This window comes from Martelella sp. NC20 (assembly GCF_013459645.1).
Lineage (GTDB): Bacteria > Pseudomonadota > Alphaproteobacteria > Rhizobiales > Rhizobiaceae > Martelella.
On record NZ_CP054861.1, the window covers coordinates 4,460,149 to 4,485,914 of the forward strand.

The 25,766-nt window shown below is 62.3% G+C and carries 24 protein-coding genes; 4 read left to right on the forward strand and 20 right to left on the reverse strand.

Features of this window, described 5'->3' with window-relative positions; all coding sequences use genetic code 11:
• Positions 1-56 precede the first annotated feature (56 nt).
• The 8 genes from tilS to ybgC form a co-directional block, all read right to left on the reverse strand.
• Complete coding sequence (gene tilS / locus HQ843_RS21270; RefSeq protein WP_180901317.1) at positions 57-1,391, reverse strand: tRNA lysidine(34) synthetase TilS; 1,335 nt, start codon at positions 1,389-1,391, stop codon at positions 57-59.
• Positions 1,385-2,206 (reverse strand): tol-pal system protein YbgF, encoded by an 822-nt coding sequence (gene ybgF, locus HQ843_RS21275; protein WP_246710185.1) that lies wholly within the window; start codon positions 2,204-2,206, stop codon positions 1,385-1,387. The genes tilS and ybgF overlap by 7 nt, the downstream gene beginning before the upstream one ends.
• 247 nt (positions 2,207-2,453) lie before the next feature.
• The gene (gene pal, locus HQ843_RS21280; RefSeq protein WP_180901315.1) at positions 2,454-2,996 is read right to left on the reverse strand and encodes a peptidoglycan-associated lipoprotein Pal; all 543 of its coding nucleotides are present in this window, start codon (positions 2,994-2,996) and stop codon (positions 2,454-2,456) included.
• A gap of 206 nt (positions 2,997-3,202) precedes the next feature.
• Entirely contained in the window at positions 3,203-4,510 is a 1,308-nt protein-coding gene (gene tolB / locus HQ843_RS21285) for a Tol-Pal system beta propeller repeat protein TolB (protein ID WP_180903302.1), read from the reverse strand.
• Positions 4,511-4,584: 74 nt separating this feature from the next.
• The gene (locus HQ843_RS21290) at positions 4,585-5,697 is read right to left on the reverse strand and encodes a hypothetical protein (protein WP_180901314.1); all 1,113 of its coding nucleotides are present in this window, start codon (positions 5,695-5,697) and stop codon (positions 4,585-4,587) included.
• A gap of 9 nt (positions 5,698-5,706) precedes the next feature.
• Positions 5,707-6,156, reverse strand: coding sequence for a protein TolR (tolR, locus tag HQ843_RS21295; protein WP_180901313.1), 450 nt, complete (start codon positions 6,154-6,156; stop codon positions 5,707-5,709).
• Between the two features lie 19 nt (positions 6,157-6,175).
• Positions 6,176-6,895: a protein TolQ gene (gene tolQ / locus HQ843_RS21300; RefSeq protein WP_180901312.1), complete on the reverse strand. Its 720-nt coding sequence runs from the start codon at positions 6,893-6,895 to the stop codon at positions 6,176-6,178.
• 402 nt (positions 6,896-7,297) lie between these two features.
• Positions 7,298-7,753 carry a tol-pal system-associated acyl-CoA thioesterase gene (gene ybgC / locus HQ843_RS21305; RefSeq protein ID WP_180901311.1) on the reverse strand — a complete coding sequence of 152 codons (456 nt, stop codon included), beginning with the start codon at positions 7,751-7,753 and terminating at the stop codon, positions 7,298-7,300.
• A 202-nt stretch (positions 7,754-7,955) separates the two neighbouring features.
• Here ybgC and HQ843_RS21310 point away from each other — a divergent pair, with 202 nt between their 5' ends.
• The 4 genes from HQ843_RS21310 to HQ843_RS21325 are packed head-to-tail and all read left to right on the forward strand — an operon-like array spanning position 7,956 to position 11,697.
• A complete protein-coding gene (locus HQ843_RS21310) occupies positions 7,956-9,176 on the forward strand; it encodes an NAD-dependent epimerase/dehydratase family protein (RefSeq protein ID WP_180901310.1) in 1,221 nt (406 codons plus the stop codon).
• 4 nt (positions 9,177-9,180) lie between these two features.
• Positions 9,181-10,041: a glycosyltransferase gene (locus HQ843_RS21315; protein ID WP_180901309.1), complete on the forward strand. Its 861-nt coding sequence runs from the start codon at positions 9,181-9,183 to the stop codon at positions 10,039-10,041.
• Positions 10,038-10,949, forward strand: coding sequence for an NAD-dependent epimerase/dehydratase family protein (locus tag HQ843_RS21320; protein ID WP_180901308.1), 912 nt, complete (start codon positions 10,038-10,040; stop codon positions 10,947-10,949). Before HQ843_RS21315 ends, HQ843_RS21320 begins: the two co-directional genes overlap by 4 nt.
• Positions 10,950-11,007: 58 nt before the next feature.
• Positions 11,008-11,697, forward strand: a complete 690-nt coding sequence (locus HQ843_RS21325; protein WP_180901307.1) for an HAD family hydrolase — start codon at positions 11,008-11,010, stop codon at positions 11,695-11,697.
• Positions 11,698-12,021: 324 nt separating this feature from the next.
• Here the strand turns inward: HQ843_RS21325 and HQ843_RS21330 are convergent, their stop codons facing one another.
• The 12 genes from HQ843_RS21330 to rpiA form a co-directional block, all read right to left on the reverse strand.
• Positions 12,022-12,636 (reverse strand): ABC-type transport auxiliary lipoprotein family protein, encoded by a 615-nt coding sequence (locus HQ843_RS21330; RefSeq protein ID WP_180901306.1) that lies wholly within the window; start codon positions 12,634-12,636, stop codon positions 12,022-12,024.
• Positions 12,637-12,784: 148 nt separating this feature from the next.
• A complete protein-coding gene (locus HQ843_RS21335) occupies positions 12,785-14,155 on the reverse strand; it encodes an MlaD family protein (RefSeq protein ID WP_180901305.1) in 1,371 nt (456 codons plus the stop codon).
• Positions 14,156-14,170: 15 nt separating this feature from the next.
• Positions 14,171-14,974: an ABC transporter ATP-binding protein gene (locus HQ843_RS21340; RefSeq protein WP_180901304.1), complete on the reverse strand. Its 804-nt coding sequence runs from the start codon at positions 14,972-14,974 to the stop codon at positions 14,171-14,173.
• A gap of 9 nt (positions 14,975-14,983) precedes the next feature.
• Positions 14,984-16,111 (reverse strand): ABC transporter permease, encoded by a 1,128-nt coding sequence (locus HQ843_RS21345; protein WP_371822156.1) that lies wholly within the window; start codon positions 16,109-16,111, stop codon positions 14,984-14,986.
• A 229-nt stretch (positions 16,112-16,340) separates the two neighbouring features.
• Positions 16,341-17,171, reverse strand: coding sequence for a UDP-2,3-diacylglucosamine diphosphatase (locus HQ843_RS21350; RefSeq protein ID WP_180901302.1), 831 nt, complete (start codon positions 17,169-17,171; stop codon positions 16,341-16,343).
• A gap of 98 nt (positions 17,172-17,269) precedes the next feature.
• Complete coding sequence (locus HQ843_RS21355) at positions 17,270-18,097, reverse strand: TolB family protein (protein ID WP_180901301.1); 828 nt, start codon at positions 18,095-18,097, stop codon at positions 17,270-17,272.
• A gap of 41 nt (positions 18,098-18,138) precedes the next feature.
• A complete protein-coding gene (locus HQ843_RS21360) occupies positions 18,139-19,797 on the reverse strand; it encodes an NAD+ synthase (protein ID WP_180901300.1) in 1,659 nt (552 codons plus the stop codon).
• A gap of 396 nt (positions 19,798-20,193) precedes the next feature.
• Entirely contained in the window at positions 20,194-21,573 is a 1,380-nt protein-coding gene (locus HQ843_RS21365; RefSeq protein WP_180901299.1) for a class II 3-deoxy-7-phosphoheptulonate synthase, read from the reverse strand.
• 105 nt (positions 21,574-21,678) lie between these two features.
• Positions 21,679-22,542, reverse strand: a complete 864-nt coding sequence (locus HQ843_RS21370) for a LysR family transcriptional regulator (protein ID WP_180901298.1) — start codon at positions 22,540-22,542, stop codon at positions 21,679-21,681.
• A gap of 290 nt (positions 22,543-22,832) precedes the next feature.
• A complete protein-coding gene (gor, locus tag HQ843_RS21375) occupies positions 22,833-24,221 on the reverse strand; it encodes a glutathione-disulfide reductase (RefSeq protein WP_180901297.1) in 1,389 nt (462 codons plus the stop codon).
• A gap of 128 nt (positions 24,222-24,349) precedes the next feature.
• Positions 24,350-24,907 (reverse strand): DUF2059 domain-containing protein, encoded by a 558-nt coding sequence (locus HQ843_RS21380; RefSeq protein WP_180901296.1) that lies wholly within the window; start codon positions 24,905-24,907, stop codon positions 24,350-24,352.
• 13 nt (positions 24,908-24,920) lie between these two features.
• Entirely contained in the window at positions 24,921-25,619 is a 699-nt protein-coding gene (rpiA, locus tag HQ843_RS21385) for a ribose-5-phosphate isomerase RpiA (protein ID WP_180901295.1), read from the reverse strand.
• Positions 25,620-25,766: the final 147 nt, after the last annotated feature.

The window sequence follows — 25,766 nt, forward strand, 5'->3', positions numbered from 1 at the left end:
CCTAACATAGGGTCGGCGTCACGTCTTGCCAAGACAAGCGCATCCCAAGTTTAATATTAACCGCTGAAATATGCAGGCGCGGGAAATGGCGAAATGCCGAAAGCGGCCGCCAGCCGGTTGGCCAGCGCCAGATCGAAGCCGGGCAGATAGCGCTGATAAGGCGACAGGATACGGCTGATCCCGACACTTTCCGGCAACGCTCCCTGCCTCACGCAAGGCGCAGTTGCGCGCGCGAGCTTCGACAGGCGGGGAGGAAGCGCGGCAAAGGTCTGCACGGGCCCGGCATCAGTTCCGGCCGGGCCGATGACCAGCATCGCGTCGGAGCGGTTTTCGATCCGCCACCGCCCGTCCCAGACAGCCGCCGTTTGCGCGGAAATTTCGAGGTGGCGGAGACCGCGCTGCTCGCGCAGTATCAACAGACGCTCGCGCTGGCGCTCGAACAGGCACCGCCCCGCCGTCATTCGCGCGCCATGCCGGGCCTCGGCCAGATTGAGGATATCGGCAAGCGCCGCTTTTCCCGGCCCGTGGGTCTCGCCGCCGATGACAGCCGCCAGCACATTCAGCAGATAGCGGGCGGCGTCCGGGTTTCGAGCAAGCGGCTCCAGATCGATTTCCGCCACCGCCGCGCCATGGATGCGCACCGAGGAAGCCAGAATGGCGGCAGCGGCTTCGGACAGGCGCGCCCGCATATGACCCGCCATCACCGCCTCCGCGCCAAGCGCCGAGACCGCGCCGCCAAGGGACCGGCGCACGCGGACCCGTTCGTAACGCGGGTTTGCATTGGAGGGATCGTCGAACCAGACGATGCCGCGCGCAACAAGAAGATCACGAATCGACTGGCGGGAAACGGACAGAAACGGCCGCGCCACCCAGACGCGGCCCATCACCAGCGTTTCCGCCGCCATGCCGGAAACAGGCGGATCGGGGTTGCGGGCCTTGCGCATTTCAAGCGTCTCGGCCTGATCGTCCAGCGTGTGGGCAACGGCGATCACATCCGCGCCGATCCGGGCGGCGTGGTCGGCGAGCAAACGGTAGCGGGCGTCCCGCGCTGCCGCCATCAGCCCCGTCGCCGGCTTTTCGCCGCGCCAGGCAAGCGTTTGATGCGCAATCCCGCGATCGACGCAGAAGCGCGCGACCGTGGCCGCCTCATCGGCCGATTCTACGCGCAAGCCGTGGTCGACCGTGGCGGCCGAAATCATAATATCGCGGCGGGCGCATTGCTCGGCGGCCTCGGCGAGCGCCGCCAGCAGACCAAGCGAATCGCTGCCGCCGGAGACCGCCGCCATTACATGACAGCCCGCTTTAAGCCGCTTCACGAAGGCGGATGCGGCATCGAGAACGGTCTCGTACCCGGAAATTGTCTGTGTTCTGGCTGACGGCGGCGTCAGCATCCATTGGCCCTGGTTTCGGCCTGGGCCTTGGCAAGCACGGCCTGAGCAGCATTCGGATAGCGCGTCGGCACTTCGGCGAAGGTCGCGCAGGCGGCGTCCTTGTTGTCCATACCGGCGAGCGATTGGCCGAGCTTCAGGAGCATTTCGGGCGCCTTGGCGGAATCGCCATACGCCTTGTAGGCACTCAGAAAGGTCTTGGCGGCTTCGTTGTATTTCTGCTGCGCCAGCATCGATTCGCCGAGCCAGAAGCTGGCATCGGGCACAAGCGGACTGTCGGGATAGCTCAGCACGAACTCTCCGAAAGCTTCTTCCGCCTGCTGGTAATCGCCGGAAAGAACCAGATCGTAAGCGAGCTTGTAGAAGTCGGCGTCGGCGCCGCCCCCTTCGGCCGCCTCGGGCAGGTCGGCCGGCACATCGGCGGTCGCCGAGGGTTCCGGATTTGGCGGCGGCCCATTCATCGAGGCCGTCGCATCATTGCCGACGCTGTCGGCGTTTCCAGAACCACCGGAAGGCGGGGTCGCCATGCCGCTTTCGAGATCCTGCAGACGGAACTCCAGGTCCTCCTGCATCTTGCGGATCTTCTCCTCCATCTGCAGCATCTGGAAGCCGAGGTCCTCGACCTGACCGGTCAGGTTGCGAACCTGCTCCTCGAGCTGCATGATCCTGACGGACGGATCGCTGGCCTGAACCTGAACCACCTGTGTGTTCCAGGCGGGCCCTTGGCCGAACGCCGGAAAGCCGGCCGCATTTGCGCCCGTCCCTGCCCCCAGCATCGCGGAGCCGGCCAGAAGGCAAATCATCGCTTTTTTCATCATCTCATGTCCCAACCGTTTAGCCTAGCGCATCAGCTCGAAAATCGGAATCGATTTTCGGACAGCACGATGCGCAGATTCAGTAAGTTAGAGCGTCCTTTGTGCGTCCAAAAGGACGCACGGCGCTCTAAGTGCCAAAACCTTCGCACACTGTGTTTCTGGCCATATTTAGATCAAAACGCGATTTGTTGCACTGCGGACATAAAAAAACCGGCTCGAAAGCCGGTTTCAGTGTCTTTCCGCGGGTCGATCAGCTTCCCGCGCCCGTCAGCACCGTGACGGTGCGGCGGTTTTGCGACCAGCAGGAAATGTTGTCGCACACGGCAACCGGGCGTTCCTTGCCGTAGGAAATCGTTGACAGGCGGTTGGCCGGGATGCCGCGCGAAACGAGGTAGTTCTTGGTGGCCGTGGCGCGGCGGGCGCCGAGCGCGAGGTTGTACTCGCGGGTGCCGCGCTCGTCGGCGTGGCCGTCGATACGGATCGCGTAATTCTGGTAGCGCTGCAGCCACTGGGCCTGTTTGTCGAGCGTCTGGGCCGCGATCGGCGTGATCGATGCCGAATCGGTTTCGAAATAGACGGTGTCGCCGACATTGAGGTCGAAGTCCTGGACGCTGCCCGGGGAAGCAATGCCCGAGCTCGCGCCGGCCGAACCCCCCATGCCGCTGCCCGGCAGATTGTTCTTGTTGTCCTTGGCGCAGCCGGCCAGCGCCAGCACCGTGCAAAGCGCGACAATGGCAGGGCTGACCCTGAATTTGCTCGAATTGCCTTCAACCCCAAATGTGGCTCGGCTCATTACCGCTCTCCTTAAGAAGCGTTCAAAACATCGACCGGATGTCCGGTCGATAACGCGGAAAAACAACTCAATTCTATGGGCGGTGCGCATACCGCCGACCTTGCTGCAGACTGCTAGCAAATCGCTGTTAACGCCCCCTCAACGAAAATGGTTAAGCAAACGTCAAAGGCCAGGCCGCGCGCTCCCCGCCAAAGCCATTTTCCGCCTTATTCCAGCAGCGGTGACCATGCCGGGTCCGATGCGAAATCCGGCGTCTGGACACGCTGTTCATTGTAACCCGTCAGGTCGATCGAATAAAGGTGCGGACCGCCCTCGCCGGCATTCTGGCGGAAGAACATCAATACGCGGCCGTTCGGCGCCCAGGTCGGCCCCTCATTGTGAAAGCCGGTGGTCAGGATTCGTTCGCCGCTCCCGTCGGGCTTCATCACCCCGATCGAGAACTTGCCGCCGGACTGCTTCGTAAACGCGATCAGATCCCCGCGCGGCGACCAGACCGGCGTCGAATAGGCGCCGTCACCGAAGGAAATCCGCTGCTGGTTGGAGCCGTCGGCATTCATCACATAGAGCTGCTGACGCCCGCCCCGGTCGCTTTCGAACACGATCCGGCTGGCATCCGGGGAATAGGAGGGCGAGGTGTCGATCGCGCCGGTGCTCGTCAGCCGCGTGGTCGAGCGGGTGCGCAGGTCCATCGTATAGATATTGGCGTTGCCGTCCTGCTGGAGGCTCATGATGATGCGCTGGCCGTCCGGGGAGAAGCGCGGCGCGAATGTCATGCCGGGGAAGTTGCCGACGACCTCGCGCTGGCCGGTCTCGAGCTGGAGGAGATAGACGCGCGGCTGATCGTTCTCGTAGGACATGTAGGTCACTTCCTGCCGGTTCGGCGAGAACCGGGGGGTCAGAACCATATATTGCCCGTCCGTCAGCATGCGGACGTTGAAGCCGTCCTGGTCCATGATCGCCAGCCGGCGCTTGCGGTCGGTCTTCGGGCCGCTTTCGGAGACGAAAACGATGCGGCTGTCGAAATAGCCCTGCTCGCCGGTGAGCGCCTGATAGATCGAATCGGCGATGATATGGGCAACGCGACGCCAGTTGTCGGGCTGGGTAAAGAACTGCTGGCCGACGATCTGCTGGCCGGCATAGGTATCCCAAAGCCGGAATTCCGAACGCAGCCTGCCATCCGGCTCGCGGGTGACGCGGCCGACCACCAGCGCCTCGGCGCTGATCAACTGCCAGTCCTCGAAACGCGGCGTCTGGTCGGGACTGCTGATCTGCTCGATGAAGGCGGAGCTGTCGATCGGCTTGAACAGTCCCGAGCGCTTCAGATCGGCAGCGATGACGCCGGAAATGTCCGCGCCGAGGCCATCATCGGAGATGAAGTTGGTGATCGCGATCGGCAGCGGCTGCACATTGCCGCTGGAGATGTCGATTTCGACCAGGGCGTTGGCGGGCGTCACGAACAGAACCGCGATGCCGGTCCAGGCGACGGAAAGGAAGACGAGACAATTTTTAAGCATGACAGGACTGGCCTTTCAGCGTTGATTGCTCCGGTTCGCCGGGGGATCGCCCTCAGGCGGCACCGAAAGAAGAGTTAAAGCATCTGGCTCGGGTCGAAATTCACGATGACCTCTCCCCAGGCGTCATATTTTTCCCGCGGGAGCCCGCTGAACGGCGACGCCTTCAGCACCGCGCGCCGCGCGCCGCCGGCGAGGATCCGCCGCGCGCTCTCGCTGCCGCCGGTGGCCGTGACTTCCGGCGTTCCCACGATCGCCCCGGATGGATCGAGTTTCATCTGGATGCGTATGCGTACATCGTCGGCGCCGTCAAGGCCCGCGAGGATCGACCAGTTGCGCTGGATCTGCCCGCGCAGCGCATCGAGCTCGCTCTGGCTGAGCGTCGAACCGCCGGTGGTGCGCTGCGCGCCGGCAGCAGCCGGGGTCTCGGAACGCCTTGCGCCGCCGCCGGTGGCCTCCGTGCGGTTGAGAAGGGCTGCGATCTGATCGACGTCGAAATCGTCGTCCTCCGCCGTGGTCGAGGCCGTTGTCTGGTTGTCGGTCTTCGGCGCCTCGGCGGTGCGGGTCTCGCGCAGCACAGGCTCCGGCGGGCGCCTGGTCGGCAGCGGCGCCTGCTCGGGAAAGGCAAGCTCCGGTTCAGGCGGCGTCTCGGCGGCGGGCTGGCTCGCCTCCGGCGCGGGCGTCGGCTCAGAGGCAGGCGTCGGCTCGGGCGTTGGCGCCGGTGCCGGTTCAGGAGCCGGTGCTGGTTCCGGCGTGGGTTCCGGCGCTGGCGTGGGCTCGGGAACAGGGGCGGGTTCGGGCGCGGGCGGCGGCGGTTCGGACGCAGGCTCTTCCACCGGCGCGGGTTCCGGAGTCGGTTCGGCGGCGGGCGTCGGCAGGGCTGCCTGCTCCTGCGCGATATCGTCCGGCGTCGCGTTGGTATCGGTATCGAGGTCGATCTTGTTGTCGCCGACATTCTGCGCCTCGGCAACCTCCTGCGGCCGCCGCGTCGGAACCGGGGCGGCAATATCGGCGATTTCCGCCGTCTCGTCGCCTTCCTGCACCTGGGTAATGTCCTCGACCGGGATCAGCGTCACCGGAAGCGCATCGACATCGGCCACTTCAAGCGATGAAGGCGCGCCAAGCACAAGCACTGCCCAGCCGATGACCAGACAGTGCAACAGAAATGAAATGGCAAGGCTGCGCTTCATGGGTTGAGATCAACCATCCTGTTCCTGCAGCGTTACAAGTCCGATATTCTTGAACCCGGCGGAAGATATCCGGGCCATCACCTTCATGACCGTGCCGTAATCGGCATTGGCGTCGCCGCGCACATAGATGCGCTCGTTGTAGCCGGTGGTGGCGATCGCCTCCAGCTTGGGCACGACCTCATCGAGGCCGATCTCGGTTTCCTGAAGGAAAATCTGGCCGTCGGGATTGACCGAGATGGTGATCGGCTGGGTATCCGAATTCATCGCCTGGGCCTGGGTTTCCGGCAGGTCGATCGGCACGCCGACCGTCATCATCGGCGCCGCGACCATGAAGATGATCAAAAGCACCAGCATGACGTCGACCAGAGGCGTGACGTTGATTTCGCTGACGGGACGGCGTTTGTTGCGCCTGCGGCCACGGCCGCCGGCCTTGCCGCCTGATCCTATGGACATAGCCATATCGTAGGTTCTCCCCTCGCTATTCGGCAGCCGGACGCGACTGCAGCTTCTCGTCGATCTGACGCGACAGGATGGATGAGAACTCGTCGGCAAAGCCTTCCATGCGGCCTTCAAGCTTTCCGGAATCGGCGGAGAACTTGTTGTAGGCAATGACGGCCGGAATGGCCGCGACCAGGCCGATGGCGGTGGCAAGCAAAGCTTCGGCGATACCGGGGGCAACCACGGCGAGGTTGGTCGATTTCGATCCGGCGATCGCCTGGAACGAGGTCATGATACCGATCACAGTGCCGAAAAGGCCGATGAAGGGCGCGGCGGAACCGACGCTGGCCAGAAAGCCGAGCCGGGCTTCAAGCTTTTCGGCCTCGCGCTGGATGGCGACATCCATCGCCTTTTCGACGCGCATCTGCAGGCCCATCGGCGCGCGCGCGCCGCGCTCGAACGATTTCTTCCACTCGCGCATCGCCGAGACGAACACGGCGGCCATGCCGCTGGTCTTGCGATCCGAAAGATTGCTGTAAAGCTTCTCAAGCGAGGTGCCCGACCAGAACGCATCCTCGAACTGATTATAGGCGCGGCGTTCCTTGTTGTAGGCGATGATCTTTTCGATCACGATCGCCCAGGTCCACACCGAAGCGGCGATCAGTCCCAGCATCACGAGCTTGACGACGAATCCGGCCTGCCAGAAAAGCGCCAGAAGGCCGACATCGGCGTGCGTAGCTTCCAACCCAAGCTGTTCCATATGACGAAGTCCTTGAATAGATTGGCCCGACAAGCCGGGCGATATGGTTAGAGCCGCCTGCGAGACGCCGGTTTGTTCAACTTGGAATTTAAGTGGATTCGCATCTTTGCTTCCTGTCCTTGAAAATCATGGTGAAAGCTAGGCAAACCGACTAAAATTCCGCTTTTCGCAGAATAACCGAACATGGTTAACGCCGTGTTACGATTTTATCGCCAGCCCTTTGGGACAAGGCTTGAACCGCACCACACGCACCGCGGCGGCGCAAATTCCTTCACATAATACTCATGTTTTATCAAGCCCATCCTACAGGGGCTTCCGGCCTATTTCGCCCGACGCTCCAGTTTCTTTATCTTGACGCGTCGGGTTAACGAAAAACCGGATTCCACTTTTTCGCCCGACGCTCTATCGCTGCTGCCCTGCAAGCAGCGTCGCGGCCAGATCGTCCGGCATGCGGCGCGCGCGTCCGGCCTTGTTGATCACCACCACGGTGACGGTGGCCGTGGTCAGCAACTGGCCGTTGGCGTGGATCGCCTGCTCGAGCACCATGCGCGCGCCCGTCGCTTTCGCGGTTCTGGTGGTGATTTCGAGGATATCATCCATCCGCGCCGGGCGCACGAATTTCAGGTCCATGTGATGCACCGCGAAGGCGAGGCCCTCCTCGTCGATCGTATGCAACACGCGCTGCTCGACGCCGAGGCAGCGCAGGAGATCGGTGCGGCCGCGTTCGAAAAAATGCAGATAGCGCGCGTGATAGACGACGCCGGAAAAATCCGTGTCCTCGTAATAGACGCGCTGACGCAGGTGATGCGTCCCGTTTTCCAGCCAGCCGCTCAGGCCGGCGCCATCGATTTCGGCCATGTCCGCCTCGTTCGTCAGAAATCCGGACATAACTAGGTCAACACATTCCGCCGCGCAATACGACAATCCCGAAGCAGGTTTCCCACAGCCTGTGGCGATTGCTTAAAAAAAACATTGCATTTATGTCATAATAAAAGCGTTTAGAGTGCGTCCAAACAACAGCGCATTGATTGAAATCGTTAGAACGGATCGGAGAAGCTCGATGAAAATAGCGATTATGGGCGGAGACGGATTTATCGGATGGCCGACGTCGCTGCATTTGTCTGACGCCGGGCACGAAGTGCACATCATCGACAACCTTTCCCGCCGCTGGATCGATACCGAGCTTGGCGTCCAGTCGCTGACGCCGATGGACTCGATCCAGGAACGCACCCGCATCTGGCATGCCGAGACCGGCCGCCGCATCCATTTTCACCTCATCAACCTTGCCAAGGATTATGAAATCCTGAAGCAGTGGCTCGTCGAGGAGCGCCCGGACGCGATCATCCATTTCGCCGAGCAGCGCGCCGCCCCCTATTCGATGAAGACCGACCGCCACAAGAACTACACGGTCGACAACAACGTCAACGCGACCCACAACCTCCTGAACGCGCTGGTCGAGATCGATCTCGATTCCCATGTCATCCATCTCGGCACGATGGGCGTCTACGGCTATTCGACGGTGGGCGCGGCGATCCCGGAAGGCTATCTCCCTGTCGATATCACCACCAATTCGGGCGACAAGGTCTCCCAGGAAATTCTTTACCCGTCGAACCCCGGTTCGATCTACCACATGACCAAGTGCCTCGATCAGTTGCTGTTCGCCTTCTATGCCAAGAATGACGGGCTGAGAATCACCGACCTGCACCAGGGCATCGTCTGGGGCACCCACACCGAGCAGACCAAGCGCCACCCGCAGCTCATCAACCGCTTCGATTATGACGGCGATTACGGCACGGTGCTGAACCGCTTCCTGATTCAGGCGGCGATCGGTCATCCGCTGACCGTCCACGGCGTCGGCGGCCAGACCCGGGCCTTCATCCACATCCAGGACTCGGTGCGCTGCATCGAGCTCGCGCTCAACAATCCGCCGGAGAAGAACGCGCGCGTCGAGATCTTCAACCAGATGACCGAGACCCACCGGGTCCGCGATCTGGCGAAGATGATTTCCGAGATGTCCGGCGTCGAGATCGCCTGGCTGCCGAACCCGCGCAAGGAAGCGCCGGAAAACGATCTGATCGTGAAGAACGACAAGTTCCTGGAACTCGGCCTCAACCCGATCACGCTGAAGGAAGGCCTGCTCGGCGAGATTGTCGATATCGCCAAGAAATACGCCTACCGCGTTGATCGCAAACGCGTTCCGGCCGTTTCCGCCTGGACCAAGGATATCGCGACCAAGATCAACCGCGATCCGGAAGGCAAGTCGCTGAAATCGGTTTCGTGAGACCATGAGCGATCCCGCAAACGAGGGCGTCCACCGCAACGTGGACGCCAAATATCCCTTCGCCTTCGTGACGCTGGTCACCAATAACGACTACGCCATGGGCGCCTTGGCGCTGGCGCGCTCGATCTTCCTGACCGGTACGCCGGCGGATGTCGTGGTGCTGCATACCGGCGGTGCGCCCGAAGAAGGGCTGAAGCATCTCGCCGATCTCGGCTGCCGACTGATCGGCGTCGACCATCTGCCGCTGTCCGATGCATTCAACGAGCGCCACGCGCGCAAGAACATTCATGGCGAGGCCCCCTTCACCAAGGGCCGCAAGCCCGGTTTCCACACCCCGCTCGACAATTTCTGCAAGCTGCGCCTGTGGCAACTGGTCGAGTACCACGCAGCCGTGTTCATCGACGCCGATGCGCTGGTGCTGAAGAATATCGACAAGCTGTTTTTCTATCCGGAATTCTCCGCGGCACCCAATGTCTATGAAAGTCTTGCGGATTTTCACCGGATGAATTCGGGCGTGTTCGTGGCGCGCCCGGACGTGGAGACGTTTGCCGCCATGCTTGCCGCTCTCGACCAGCCCGAAGCCTTCTGGAAGCGCACCGACCAGACTTTCCTGCAGGCATTTTTCCCCGACTGGCACGGCCTGCCGGTGTTCATGAACATGCTGCAATATGTCTGGTTCAACATGCCGGAACTGTGGAACTGGTCCGACATCGGCGTCCTGCACTACCAGTATGAAAAGCCGTGGGAGGACGACCACCCGCGCGCAGAACAGCTGAAGCCGCTGATCGATCTCTGGTGGGCCTATTTCGACGGCGACGGCATCCCCGATATCGCCACGCTCGAAAACCCGACCAAACCGGCATGAAACGCATTCTCGTCAGCGGCGGAACGGGTCTTGTCGGGCGCTATATCACCGAGGAGTGCCTTGCGGCAGGCCACCGGGTCAGCATCGCCGGCCGCCGGCCGCCGGAACCGGGATTGTTCACGGCGCCGGTCGGGTTTCTGCCGCTGGAACTCGGCGGATCGATCTCCGACGGTTTTTTCGCAGGCGTCGATGTCTTCGTCCACGCCGCCTTCTCCCACGCGCCCGGACGCTATCGCGGCGGCGAGGGTGACGATCCGGCCGGTTTCCTGACACGCAATGTCGAGGGCAGCATCGCGCTGTTCGAAGCCGCCTGCCGCGCGGGCGTCAAGCACGTCTTCTTTCTGTCGAGCCGCGCGGTCTTCGACGGCTATCCGGCTGGAACCCCACTGCCCGAAACGATCCCGCCCCAGCCGCAAAGCCTCTACGGCAAGGCGAAATGGGACGCGGAACAGGCGCTTTCCGCCCTTGCCCGTCCCGGCTTCATCCCGGTCAGCCTGCGCGCCACCGGGGTGTACGGCGATCTGCTTCCCAACAAGTGGGAGGCGCTGTTTGAACGCTATGCCGCAGGCGAAGACATTGCCGCCCGGGCGGGCAGCGAGGTTCATGGCCGCGATCTCGCCGGCGCGATCCTGACAGTGCTCGACGCACCGATCCCGAAGATTTCGGGCAAGACGTTTCATGTGTCCGATATCGTCACCGACCACCACACCATCCTCGCGCCGCTGAAGGCGGCGCTGCAATCCTCACACCCCCTGCCCCCACGCGCCGATCAGAGCGCGGTGAGCGCCATGATGACGACGCGTCTCAACGCGCTCGGCTGGCGCAGCGGCGGCATACCGCTGTTTTCCGCCACGCTTCAGACATTGGTCGAGCGTTTTATCGAAACCCGCGACCGAAGGCCGATTTGATCTCGCGCGCGAACAGGTTTATGTGCGGCCCGCCCGCTACTTTTTACAGGATTACGAAATGGCCCGTTACGACCTCATCATCTTCGACTGCGACGGCGTTCTGGTCGATTCGGAAATTCTCGCCGCTCAGGTCGAGGCAAGGCTTCTGAGCGATGCCGGTTATCCGATCACCGCCGGCGAGATCGGCGAGCGCTTTTCCGGCATGACCTGGCGCAACATTCTGCTGGCGGTTGAGGACGAGGCCAATATTCCGCTCTCCGCTGCCCTTCTCGATCTGGCGACAGCCAAGCTGGATGAGCGGATCAAGCGCGAGTTGCAGGCGATCCCCGGCGTGCGCGAGGCCGTCGCCCAGCTTTCCGAACCGCACTGCATCTGCTCGAACTCGACGCCCGAACGCATACGCATGATGCTCGCCAAGACCGGCCTGCTCGATATCTTCGAGCCCGATATCTTTTCCGCCGAAAGCCTTGGACCGGACAGGGTCAAGCCCAAGCCTGACATCTTCCTCCACGGCGCGGAGAAAATGGGCGCAAACCCGCGCAACACGCTGGTGATCGAGGATTCGGTTCACGGCGTCACCGCCGCCAAGGCCGCCGGCATGCGCGTCGTCGGTTTCACCGGCGCATCGCACACCACGCCGACCCACGCCGACAAGCTGACGGAAGCCGGCGCCGAAACGGTGATCCACCGCATGGAAGACCTCCCCGCCGTCGCAACCGCACTGCTTGAGTGGACCGACGCGATCTGAGGCGCATTCCGCTCTCTCGGCGAAACCTCGGGCCGGGTGCGCTACAGTTCGGCTTGAAAGACTTTCAGCCGTCCTCTGATTGTCGGTTTCTTTTAGGCCTCTCAGCCCCAATCTCCCCCCTTGAGGGGGAGATGTCGCGAACGCGACAGAGAGGGGTAATGGGCATAAGCCGCAAATGCCGTGCTCTCGGAAAGGATTCACCCCTCTCTGCCCCTGTCGGGGCATCTCTCCCTCAAGGGGAGAGATTGATGGCTGCCACCACCGCGCAAAGCCGGACGGCAGTGCGCTTGGCCATGACCGTCTGATAGCCGAGAGGCCTCCCGTCTAAAGCGTGGATGCGATCCAGGCAACGATTTCGGACTGGACCTTGGAGAAGGCGTCGTCGAGGGCGGCGACGAGAACGGCGCTGGAGGCGCTGGCGTTGACGGCGGCGCTTGCCGAGAACAGCCTCTGCGCTCTCACGATGCCGGTCCTGTCATCGAGCAGCTTGACCGAGAGCTCGACATTGGCGGAACCGGGACCCGCAGCGTCGATCGCGAATTCGCGGACCTCGACCACGACCTGATAATCGATCGCAAGCCCCTGCCCCGGCATGCCGACGCCGGCGAACAGCCCTGTGTTCTCCAGCCCCGCCACCAGCTGCGCCTGGATCACCACGGGAAGCTGATCGCTCCACTGGGCGCCGGCAAGATAACGCAGCTCCGCGCCCCCGAGACGGACGACGATGCCGCGATTGTTGAGCACCTGGATTGCCGACGGCGTCGGCACCAGAAGCTGGGAGCGCAGGGCTTTCGGGGTATTGAAGGCAACGACCGGCTGGGCGGACAGATCGAACGTGTCCGGGGCCGGGCGCAACGCACAGCCGCTCACTCCCGCCGCCAGCAGGCCGAGCGCGAGAAACGGCCCCACTCCGGTTTTATCTATCGCGGCAAAAAACATCTATTCAACTTCTCCGGCCTGACCGTATCGGTATCCATCAGAACTAAGGCATACGATAGCGATTGCAAAGGCCTGACACTTTTGTTTCTTCTCGGAGGCGTCGGATTGCAACCAGAACCGGCAACCGTTCTGGCTTTACACCGGCGGTTCAATAACGCTTGCGCCCGTCATAGGTCTTCACGCTGTCCGAACCGAAGATGAACTGCTGCGGATCGTTGCTGATCGATTCGATCGTGCGGTTGAGGCTTTCCACCGTGCGGCGGGTATCGGTGACCAGCGCGCGCACATCCCTGAGGCCGGACCCCGAAAAGTCTTCGATATTCGCCGTGATCGGGCCGATCCGGGCATTCAGCGTCTCGGCCGCCTGCTTCACCGAGGCCAGCGTTTCGCGCGCCTGATCGGAAAGCGAATCGACATTGTCGGAGCCGAGCAGATTGTCGACCTTCACCAGGATTTCGTTCACGTGCGTCGATGCCTGGTTGAGCTTGATCGACATGTTGGAGACGTTTTCGATCGCGGTGTCGATGCTCTGGGTCTTGGCATTGATCGAATCGGCCACGTTCTTGACGGAAGCGACGGCGACCTTCGCATCCGCCATCACAACCGAGAGATCATCGACCGAGGAGCCAACCTTTGCGGCGTCGATCGCGGTGACGATCGTGTCGACTTTCTTGAACACATCCTGTGCCGTTTTGCCGAAGGTGGCATAGCTTTCGATAGCGTCGCCAAACTGTGTAATGACTTCTTCCAGATTTTTCGAGGCGACGGCAACGTTGGACGTGATCGTCCCGGCATTGGTAATGATCTTATCGATCTCCTCCGGATTGACGGCCTTGATCAGGACGTCGAGCGAGGCCACCGTCTTGTCGAGGCGTCCGGCGAGCCCGTCGACAGTATCGGACATCCTGCCTATGGATTCGAGGAATTCCCCGATCTGGTCGGAATTGTCGGCAAGAGCGCCGGTGAAGGTGTCGATATTCTTGACTGTCTGGGTCAGCGGCGTGCTGACGTCATCCACCAGCTTCTGCACCTGGCCGACCGTGTCGTCGAGACGCTTCATGATCCGGTCGGCGGTGGTCAGCAGGTTGGAGAGGCCCGATTTATCGGCCGTCAGTTCCGCCGGCACTTCCGTACTCAGGGATTCCTGCAGGATATTGTTGCCCTGTTCGCCATTGGCCGACAGTTCGATGTAGCCGGTACCGGTCAGTCCCTGAAGTTCCAGTTTCGCGGTCGTCGTCTTGTACACCGGCGTATCGGCCTTCACCTGGGTCCGCGCCATGGTGTAGCGGGCATCGCTCGGGTCAATCTCCAGCGACTTGATCGAGCCGACCTGGATGCCGTTGAAGCGCACCGCCGAACCGACGCTGAGGCCGTTCGCGGAACCGGGTATCCGCACGATAAGCTCGGCGACCGGCCCCTGGCGGCCATATTCCTGCATCCAGAAGATGAAGCCTGCCCCAGCCGCCAGCACCAGCAGGACGAAAAAACCGACAACGGTATAATTTGCTTTGGTTTCCATAATTGCCCGTCCGCGCTATTGGCTATTCTGGCCGGCGCCGAAAATGGCGCGGGATCGTTTGCCCCTGAAATAACTCTGTACCCAGGGGTCCTCGAAGGCGAGGAGCTTGTCCAGCGTGCCCTCGACCAGGACTCTCTTCTTGCCCAGAACCGCGATCCTGTCGCAAACGGCGTGCAGGCTGTCGAGGTCATGGGTCACCATATAGACCGTCAGGCCCAAAGTGTCACGCAGTCTGGCGATCAGTTCATCGAACTCCGCCGCTCCGATCGGATCGAGCCCCGATGTCGGTTCGTCCAGAAAGACGAGGTCCGGGTCGAGCGCGAGCGCGCGGGCGAGCGCGGCGCGCTTGATCATCCCGCCCGAAAGCTCGGACGGATAGCGCTCGGCCGCCTCCGGCCTCAACCCCACCATCTCGATCTTCAGCCGGGCCAGATCGTCCATCAGCTTTTTCGGCAGGTCGAGATATTCGCGCATCGGCACCTGCACGTTTTCAAGCACGGTCAGACCCGAAAACAGCGCGCCGTGCTGAAACAGCACCCCGATGCGCATGTCGACCGCCAGCCGTTCCTCGTAACTCAGATGATCGAAATCCTTGCCGAAAATGCTGATCGTTCCCGCCTGACGCTTGTTCAACCGCAAAACGGTGCGCATCAGCACGGATTTACCCGTGCCCGACCCTCCGACGAAGCCGAGAATTTCGCCGCGATAGACATTGAGGTCGAGATTTTCGAGCACGGTCGGCCCGCCGAAGCCCACGGTGAGGCCGCGCACACTGAGCACCCTGTCCCTGTCGCCCTGCGGTTGCTCTTCGATATTCACCTCAGCTCCTCAATAATCGATGGCGGCGTAGAAGATCGCGAATATGCCGTCGGCGAGAATCACGACGAAGATCGACTTCACCACCGACGCCGTGACCTTCTGACCAAGCGATTCGGCGCTGCCGCCGACCTTCATGCCCTCAAGCGCGGCAACGATCGAAATGATCAGTGCCATCACCGGCGCCTTGGCGAGGCCCGAGATCAGGTCGGCAAGATCGATCGCCTCCTGAAGCCGCTGCAGGAAGGTTTCAGGCGTAATGCCGGCATAGAGATCCACCACCACCGCAGCGCCGACAAGGGCTGCAAAGTTCGCCAGCACCGTCAACAGCGGCAGTGCGATCAGCAGCGCCAGCATGCGCGGAAACACCAGCACGGAGATCGGATCGAACCCCATCACGCGCAGCGCATCGATTTCCTCGCGCATGCGCATCGCGCCGATTTCGGCGGTGATCGCGCTTCCCGAACGGCCGGCAATCATGATCGCGGTCAACAGCACACCGATCTCGCGCAGCTGCAGGATCCCGACCAGATCGACCACGAACAGTTCGGCGCCGAAATAGCTGAGCTGGAACGCCCCCTGCTGGGCAATGATCGCGCCGACCAAAAACGACATCAGCGCGATGATCGGCACCGCGCGCACGCCCATATTGTCGATCTGGGCAGCGATCGCGGCCATGTTGACGCCGCCGCGCCTTGAAAACAGTTCGCCAAGCCCGACGAAAAGCGCGCCGAAGAAACCGACGCCGGCATAGATGTCGCGACCGGCCGCGACCGCCGAAATGCCGATCGGCTCCAGCACGTATTCCACGGCCGAGCGGCGCTTGACCGGTTGTTCCTCCGGCTCCGGCAGGCTTTCGGGGATAGCCTCGATCAGTTCCTCAAGACGGTCCGTCATGCCGTGCATTTCGATCTCGAGGCCGGCCTTGCGGCATTCGGCCTCGACCTCGCGGATTATCCAGGCGCCGGCGGTATCGATCAGTCCGAGGCCGGAGAGGTCGAACACCACCGTGCCGCCCCCGGCCCCTTTCAGCTTGCCGCTGATCCCGTCGAGTTCGCCGTAAGGCGCGGACGCATTGTGAACGGTCCAGTCGCCTTCAAAGACAAGCGCGACTGGCTGCTCGTTGGCCTTGAAGGTCAGAGAGGCTTTGGAATTATCCGCGTTCAGCAAAAGCCAGTATCCAGTTTCGTGCGCTCTTGAAACGGGCTGGCACCGCGATCTGACCGATCGAACGGCCAGCGGCCCGGCCTGTCAGAACCGGCGCGCGCAGGCCAAGGCGCAACCCTGCAAATAACATTTGCTAGGCTTTTCACGGCCCGTGCGAGATTGCAAGTCTTTTCAATGTGTATGGGATAGCTTCACGCCGCGTTCAGGCGGCCCGGCTCTTGTCTCCGGCGGCCAGGAGCAGCGGCAGCGGATCGGCCTCGATCTGTTCGGCCGCGACAGGCAGCTCGACCGATTCGATCTTCTGCCAGGAGATCAGTTCGAACGTGCCGTCGAAATGCTCGGCGACTGCCGTGCAGCTCTCCACCCAGTCGCCGGTATTGATGTAGCGCAGGCCGTCCATGTCCTCGATCACGGCATGGTGGATATGGCCGCAGATCACGCCGTCGACCTCGTTGCGACGGGCCTCCTCGACCACGACGCGCTGGAACTCGCCGATGAAGTTCACCGCATGCTTGACCTGCAGCTTGGCCCAGGCCGAAAACGACCAGTAGGGCAGCCCCAGCTTGCGGCGGAAGAACGCAAGGCCGTGATTGATGGCAATCGCGGCATCATAGGCCCAGTCGCCGAGATAGGCGACGACGCGGGCATGGCGCACGACGACATCGAATTCATCTCCGTGGATGACAAGATATTTCTTGCCGTCGCCGGCCTCGAAGATCATCCGTTCCGCCACCTCGACCCCGCCGAAATGGGTGCCGGGGAAGTTGCGCAGGAATTCGTCGTGATTGCCGGGAATATAGATGATGCGCGTACCCTTGCGCGCCTTGCGCAGCAATTTCTGGATAACGTCGTTGAACACCTGCGGCCAGTACCAGTTCCGCTTCAGCCGCCAGCCGTCGATGATATCGCCGACCAGCACGATGGTTTCGGCTTCATGATGGCGCATGAAATCGAGCAGGAAATCCGCTTTCGCGGCCTTGGAGCCGAGATGAACATCGGAAATGAACAGCGTTCTGAATTGCCTGGGTTCCATGCCCTCAACCCGCCCTGCCTTGTTGTCGTCACAGACGTTAAAAGCAGAGTCGTATTGCAGCTTGATGACATGCCGGCTCCGGGCGGGCTCCGGGCGGCTCAGGCCGGCTGGTAGCGCACGAAGGCAAAGGCATCGCCGTTCGGCGACCAGTTCGGCGAATTCATCGTGCCCTGTCCGCCGAAGAGCTCGAACAGCGTTTCGAGATTGCCGCCGTCCATATCCATCATCCGCACCCGGACTTGGCTGTCGCGCGGATGATCGAAGACGTCCGGATCGTAGGAGATCAGGATAACGCGGTCATTGGTCGGGCACGGATGGGCGAACCAGTTTCCGTAATCATCGCCGGTGACCTGCTGAAGCGCCGTGCCGTCGGGGCGGATGCGCCAGATCTGCATCAGGCCGGTGCGCGAGGAATTGAAATAGATCCATTCGCCATCGAAGGAATAGTCCGGCCCGTCATTGCGGCCCTCGCCATGGGTGAGCCGCAGTTCCGCACCGCCCCCGGCCGCAATCGTATAGATATCGAAGACATCGTCGCGGATGCCGCAATAGGCAAAACGCGCGCCGTCCGGCGACCAGCCATGCCAGTAGGACGGCAGGTTTTCCGTCACCAGTCTGGGCGTGCCGCCCGTGGCCGCAACCGTGTAGATCGCCGACTTGCCGAATGCGCACTTGTCGGAAATCGCGATGGTCGCGCCATCGGGCGAAATGCCGTGATCATTGTTGCACTGGACGGCAAAGCCGGTATCGATGCGCTGAAGCGCGGGCGGGCCCGCAAGCGGCAGCCGGTACATGATGCCATCGCTGTTGACCATCAGATGGGAGCCGTCGGGCGCCCAGTTCGGCGCCTCGATCAGCGCATCCGACTGGAACACGACCCGCGACAGCCTGCTTCCGATATCATGGATTTCAACCGAGCTGCGCACCGGACATTCCTCCTGCAGATTTACAGCGCCGGGCGTGGGGCTCAGCGATCGCGAAAACGGTTGGTGATCGGATAGCGCCGGTCGCGGCCGAAATTCTTCTTGGTGATCTTCACGCCCGGCGCGGACTGGCGGCGTTTGTATTCCGCGATATAGAGCAGGTGCTCGATGCGGTGCACGGTTTCGACGTCATGGCCGCGCGAAACGATCGCCTCGACCGACATTTCCTTTTCCACCAGGCATTCCAGAATATCGTCCAGCACCGGATAGGGCGGCAGCGAATCCTGGTCGGTCTGGTTGGGGCGCAGTTCGGCGGACGGTTTCTTGTCGATGATGTTTTGCGGGATCACGTCGCGGTCCGGGCCGAGCATGCCGTCAGGCCGCGCGCCGTTGCGCCAGGCCGAGACGCCGTAGACCTGCATCTTGTAGAGATCCTTGATCGGGTTGAAGCCGCCGTTCATGTCGCCGTAGAGGGTCGCATAGCCGACCGACATTTCCGACTTGTTGCCGGTGGTCACCACCATCGCGCCGAACTTGTTGGAGATCGCCATCAGGATCGTACCGCGGGTGCGGCTTTGCAGGTTTTCCTCGGTGATCCCCTCTTCGGTGCCCTCGAACATGTCGGCAAGCGCCGACAGGAAGCCTGTGACCGGCTCCTCGATCGGCACGATATCGTAGCGGCAGCCGAGCGCCCGGGCGCAATCGGCGGCATCCTTCAGCGAATCCTCGGAGGTGTAGCGATAGGGCAGCATCACGCAATGCACCCGCTCCGCCCCCAGCGCATCGACCGCGATTGCCGCGCAGAGCGCCGAATCGATGCCGCCGGAAAGGCCGAGCACCACGCTCTTGAAGCCGTTCTTGTTGACGTAATCGGCAAAGCCCAGCACGCAGGCGTGATAATCCGATGCCTCGCCAATGGGCAGCGGCGTTATTTCGCCGGTTTCGACGCGCCAGCCATCCTCGCCGCGCTGCCATTCGGAAATACGAACCTCCTCGGCAAATTGCGGCATCTGGAACGCAAGCGAGCGATCGGCATTGAAGCCGAAACTGCCGCCGTCATAGACCAGTTCGTCCTGTCCGCCGAGCGTGTTGAGATAGACCAGCGGCAGGCCGGTTTCGATCACCTGCTTCAGCGCCACCTGATGGCGGACATCGACCTTGCCGCGATAATAGGGCGAGCCGTTCGGCGACAGCAGCAGTTCGGCGCCCGATTCGGCGAGCGTCTCGCAGACGCCGAGATCGCCCCAGATATCCTCGCAGATCGGAATGCCGATCCGCACGCCCCGGAAATTCACCGGGCCGGGCATTTCGCCCGGCACAAACACCCGCTTCTCGTCGAATTCGCCGTAATTCGGCAGGTCGACCTTGTCGCGGATCGCGATGATCGCGCCGCCGTCGAGCACGGCGACCGCATTGTGCCGCCCCGCCTCGCCCTGGCGCGGAAAGCCGACGATCACGCCGGGGCCGCCGTCGGCGGTATCCTTCGCAAGCTCCTCCACCGCCTTCAGGCAGGCGTCGAGAAAGGCCGGCTTCATCACGAGGTCCTCGGGCTGGTAGCCGGAGATGAACAGCTCGGTCGAAAGCAGCAGGTCAGCGCCCTTTTCGGCCGCCGTCCTGCGCGCGGCACGCAGCTTTTCCAGGTTGCCGGCGATATCGCCGACCGTCGGGTTGAGCTGGGCAAGTGCGATTCTGATGCGGTTCATGGCAATTCCACCTTTCGGGTCCGACGAGGGATGGACACCATGTTTTGCCGCAAAAATCAAACCGGAAAAGGGAGGAAGGCGCGATTAAGGCCCAAGAGACAGCTTCCTACAATCTCCCCCTTGAGAGCAGGGCCAGCGCAAATGGCCTTGCGGCTTGCTCCCAATACTCTCTCCCGCCTGCGGGAGAGATGCCCCGAAAGGGGCAGTGAGGGTGAAGCAGCATGTCAGTCTCGTGAGGGCGTCCGTGTGGATAGACTCGCCCCTCACTGTCGCTTTCGCGACATCTCTCCCCTCCGGGGCGAGAAGGTCTGCGGGCTGTGCGGCGAAGCCATATGCGATAGCCCCGCTCTCAAGGGAGAGATGGAATTGAATACTGCCGGCGTTTGCCGGCCACCCTCACCCGTTGATCGCGAGCTTCTTTTCCTCGTAGGCCGTCTTCATCCGCTCGGCCAGCAGGAAGGCGAGTTCCAGTGCCTGGTCGGCGTTGAGGCGCGGGTCGCAATGAGTGTGGTAGCGGTCGTGCAGGTCCTCGCCGGTCAGCGCCCAGGCGCCGCCGGTGCACTCGGTCACGTCCTTGCCGGTCATCTCGATATGGATGCCGCCCGGATAGCTGCCCTCGGCGCGGTGGATCTGGAAGAAGCTTTCCACTTCGGAGAGAATCCGCTCGAACGGCCGGGTCTTGTAGGAATTGAGCGTGATCGTGTTGCCGTGCATCGGATCGCAGGACCAGACGACCTTCCTGCCCTCGCGCTCGACGGCGCGGATCAGGCGCGGCAGGTGGTCGGCGACCTTGTCGTGGCCGAAACGGCAGATCAGCGTCAGCCGGCCGGCCTCGTTTTCCGGATTGAGCACGTCGATCAGCCGCAACAGGTCGTCCTCGGCGAGCGACGGACCGCATTTGAGGCCGAGCGGGTTCCTGATGCCGCGGGCATATTCGATATGGGCATGATCGGCCTGGCGGGTGCGGTCGCCGATCCAGATCATGTGGCCGGAGGTCGCGTACCAGTCGCCGGAGGTCGAATCGACGCGGGTCAGCGCCTCCTCATAGCCAAGCAACAGCGCCTCGTGGCTGGTGAAGAAATCGGTCTCCGACAGCGCGTGGTTGTTTTCGGCGCGGATGCCGATCGCGCGCATGAACGACATCGTCTCCGACAGCCGGTCGGCGAGCGCCTGGTAGCGTTCGCCCTGCGGCGAACCCTTGACGAAGCCGAGCATCCACTGATGCACGTTTTCGAGATTGGCATAGCCGCCCATGGCGAAGGCGCGCAACAGGTTCAGCGTCGCGGCCGACTGGCGATAGGCCATCAGCTGGCGCTGCGGATCGGGAATGCGCGCTTCTTCGTTGAAATCGATACCGTTGATGATGTCGCCGCGATAGCTCGGCAGCGTCACGCCATCGATGGTTTCGTTGGAGCTGGAACGCGGCTTGGCGAACTGGCCGGCGATGCGGCCGACCTTGACCACCGGCTGCTGGGCGCCGAAGGTCAGCACCACGGCCATCTGCAGGAAGGCGCGGAAGAAATCGCGGATCGTGTCGGCGCCGTGCTCGGCGAAGCTTTCGGCGCAGTCGCCGCCCTGGAGCAGGAAACCGCGGCCTTCGGCGACCTCACCCAGCGCCCGCGTCAGGCGGCGCGCCTCGCCGGCAAACACCAGCGGCGGATAGGTCGCAAGGGCTGCCTCGGCCTCGGCGAGTTTCGCCTGATCCGGATAGTCCGGCACCTGAAGGATCGGCTTGTGACGCCAACTTCCGGGTGTCCAGTTTTTCGCGCTGCTCATCGTCTCATACCTGCTTTTTGGCGGTCCTTTTTGTTGAGCCGGACCAGTCTCTCTCCCATTGTGGCGCGCTTATAGACGCTTCCGGCTTTTTTGTATACCCGTTCGTCAGCTCGACGCCTGCCCGGCAAGCCGTGCCGCTTCGGCCTTGAGGAAGGCCGCCAGACGTTCGATCACAAGGCGAACCTCGGGCCGATGCCGGTCGTCGTCATTGGCTATGATGAACAGCGGATGCGTCAGATCTTCGATAACGCCTCCCTCACGTTGCAGGCGCGGATCGGCATCGCCGGCATAAACCGGCAGGATGCCCCTGCCCGCTCCGCAGGCGACCAGTGTCCGGACCAATTGCCGGTCTTCTGTCCAGGTCATGATCGACGCTTCGTGATTCTCGAAAACCCAGCGGTCGACCGGCGAAATGGCAGAACCCGTCGACATCGAAATCCACGGAAGGTCGATCCGGTCGGGACCGACAGGCCGGTATACGGCATAAGCGACGTTTACAGCACGCCGAACCGCCAGATTGCCGTTATCGGGACGGGCTGACAGAACGGCGACATCGGCCCCGCGAAATTTCATATCCAATGATGGGCCGGCCGAAGAGCAACACATGCTGAAGGCATCATCCGCACCGCGTATGCTCTCAATGTGATCCGCAATGAAGGGCGACAACCATCCATCGATGGCGATCGAAACGAAGGGCAGCGCGAAGGCATCGCGGTGCCACGCGGAGATATCCTCGGCAATCCCCTGCATCCGGGAAACGCGCTCATAGAGAACCTCGCCGTCATAGGCAAGCTGATAGCCGCGCTGCGAGCGCACAAACAGCGAGCGCCCGAGCGTGCGCTCCAGCGCCAGCATGCGCCGGCCGATCGTCGGGGCGGATATGCCGGTGCGTTGCGCCGCGCCGCTCAGCCCGCCGGCCTCCGCCACCACGTGGAAAAGCTGCAGATCGTCCCAGCTCGCCTCGGCCATCGGCTGTCTCCATTGTCAAACGCCCAATTCTATAACGCCTTCCCCCGCCGGCACGAACCGTTCACGGATGAAACAGGCCTTTCATTTGCGGCTCTACAGCCGCCCTCGCCCTGCCCCTAGCTTCCCGGTCATGCAGAAATGGAGAACGCCATGCTCGACTGGATCAGTGTCGTCAGCTGCCGGAAAAGATCGCCCCGCCACCCGCTCGCCGACCCGTTGGAGGGCGAGGAATGGCGGGGCCATCAGTGGATGGCCCGGCTGATCAGTCGCCTCCTGAGGGGAAAGCGGGCCTAGATCCGCTCGCCGTTCTTCACCCGGTAGCTCGGCTGGTACATCGTCACCAGTTCCTCCGATGCCGTCGGGTGGACGGCCATGGTGCGGTCGAAAACGTCCTTGGTGCAGCCGCCCTTGAGCGCGATGCCGAGAAGCTGGGCCATTTCGCCGGCCTCATGGCCGAGAATATGGGCGCCGACCACCTTGCGGTCGGCCGCATTGACGATCAGCTTCATCACCGTGCGCTCGTCGCGGCCGGAAAGCGTTGCCTTCATCGGCCGGAACTTGGCGAGATAGACCTCGATGTCCTCAAACCGTTCCGCGGCGACATGCTCCGGCAGGCCGACCGTGCCGATCTCGGGTTGCGAGAACACCGCCGTCGCGATCAGGTCATGATCCGGCTTGGTCGGGTTATCCTTGTACTCGGTCTCGATGAAGCACATCGCCTCGTGGATCGCGACCGGGGTGAGCTGGACGCGATCGGTGACATCGCCCAGCGCCCAGATATAGTCGACATTGGTGCGCGAATAATCATCGACAATGATCGCGCCCTTGGCATCCAGCTCGACGCCCACGGATTCGAGGCCGAGCCCCTTGGTGTTCGCCTGCCGGCCGAGCGCCATCATCACCTTGTCGACGTTGAAGACATGGCCGTTATGGGTCTCGGCCTTCAACCGGCCATCAGCGGCCTGCGCGACGTCGACGATCGTGTCGCGGCAGACCACGCGGATGCCCTTCTTCTCCATCGCCTCGCGCAGATTGGTGCGCATGTCCATATCGAAGCCGCGCAGGATTTCCTCGCCGCGATAGATCAGCGTGGTCTCGACCCCGAGGCCGGCGAAGATATTGGCGAATTCGACCGCGATATAGCCGCCGCCGGTAATCGCGATCGATTTCGGCAGTTCCTCGAGATGAAAGGCCTCGTTGGAGGAGATGCAGAACTCCGACCCCGGCATTTCCGGATGCGGATTGGGGTGGCCGCCGACCGCGACCAGGATCTTCTCCGCGGTCACTTCCTGTCCGGACGACAGCAGCCGGATACGATGTTCGCCGGCAATCTCGGCCCGGGTCTCGAGGATTTCGGCGCCGTTGTTTTCCAGCCCCTTGCGATAGAGTCCTTCCAGACGGTCGATTTCCCTGTCCTTGGCCTTGATCAGCGCTGGCCATGAGAAGCTGCGCTCGCCCACGGTCCAGCCATAGCCTTCCGCATCCTCGAAATGCTCGGGATATTGCGAGGCGTAGACCAACAGCTTCTTCGGCACGCAGCCGCGAATGACGCAGGTTCCGCCGAACCGGTATTCTTCCGCAATGGCCACCCTTTTGCCGAGGCTTGCGGCCACGCGCGCCGCGCGCACCCCGCCGGAACCGCCGCCGATCACAAACAGGTCATAGTCATATTGGGTCATCGGGGTGGCTCCTTGCGGTGGGATGGTCTTCGGTAATCGGTTTTGGCTGAATATGGCGACTTTCCGCCAAAAATAAAGCCCGCCGGGCCGGCGGGCTGATATGCAGCGGACGTATCGGCTGGCGCCGGTTACTGCGCGGGTGCTGCCGGAACCTCGGGAACCTCGACGGGGGTGCCGCCCTCGGCCTCGATACGCGTGTTCAACTCTTCCTGCGCCTGCTGATTGAGATCGCGGGCAATGCCGCGTGCCCAGATGTCGCCAGCCTGGCCGAGTTCGCGCGCCGCGATCGGTCCGTACTGGATGAACTTCTTGCCGACATCCGAACTGTAGAACTCGGCAAGCTGGTTCAATTCTTCCGCGGTGAAGATGTTGGCGTAGATCTGCGCGCCTTCCTTTTCGAGATCGGCGCGGCGCGGCGCGAGCGCGATCGCGGTATCGGTAACGACCTCGTCGATCATCGTGTGGTAGTTCGGATAGACCTGCGTGAGCTGGGACTGAACGAGATCCGCCTGGTTGGGTAGGATTTCGTCGAACTGGCCGTTGATGCCGAGGGCCTGGAGCGCGGCTTTGGCGGCAGCCTCATGCTCAGGCGAAATATCCTGCGCAGAAGCAACCGAAAAGGCGCCAAGTCCCATAATCGTCGCGGCGATGGCCACGGAAAGGCCGAACCTGGATTTCGTTTTCATAAAGGACTCCTGTCTACTCAGTTGCTTTGAGTGTACGTACACCGCCGTCGGATGCAATGATAGCGAGTGTCGCGATATCGATGAACAGCCCATGCTCCACAACGCCGGCAATGGCGTTGAGCGCGACTGACAATGCCTGTGCATCGTGAATGCGGCCAAATGATGCATCGATAATATAGTGTCCGCCATCCGTCATATAGGGCCCGTCGCCCGAATGGCGGAGTTCGAGTGAACCCGACAGATTGAGCCGCGATGCGGTCCGCTCGATCGCAAGGCGGGTCGCGCCGAGCCCGAACGGCATGACTTCGATGGGCAGCGGAAACGCGCCCAGGCAATCAACCACCTTGGTTTCGTCGGCGATCACGATCATGGCTTTCGAGGCGGAAGCCACGATCTTTTCGCGCAGCAGCGCGCCGCCGCCGCCCTTGATCAGATTGAGCGCCGGATCGATCTCGTCGGCGCCGTCAATCGTCAGATCGAGCTCCGGCGTTTCGTCGAGAGAGTTGAGCGTGATGCCCAGTTCAAGGCATTGACGGGCCGTCGCCTCGGAGGTCGGAACCCCGATGACATTGAGCCCGCCGGCAACCTTTTCGCCGAGGAGCGCGACGAATTCCCGCGCCGTGCTGCCGGTCCCGATCCCGAGCCGCATTCCGTCTTCGACATATCCAAGCGCGGCTTCCGCAGCTTTTATCTTCAATTGACGCGCATCCATGCGTCACATGCTCCTTTTGGCTAACGGTAAGGTGTTTACACGCCACGCGTGGCAAACAAAAGACCTTTTGCGCCGAGGCCGCGCCAAATGCTTGGCATGCCCGCCGCCGACGGGCTATGACCGGGGCCAGACAGCAGGCAGGCCGTG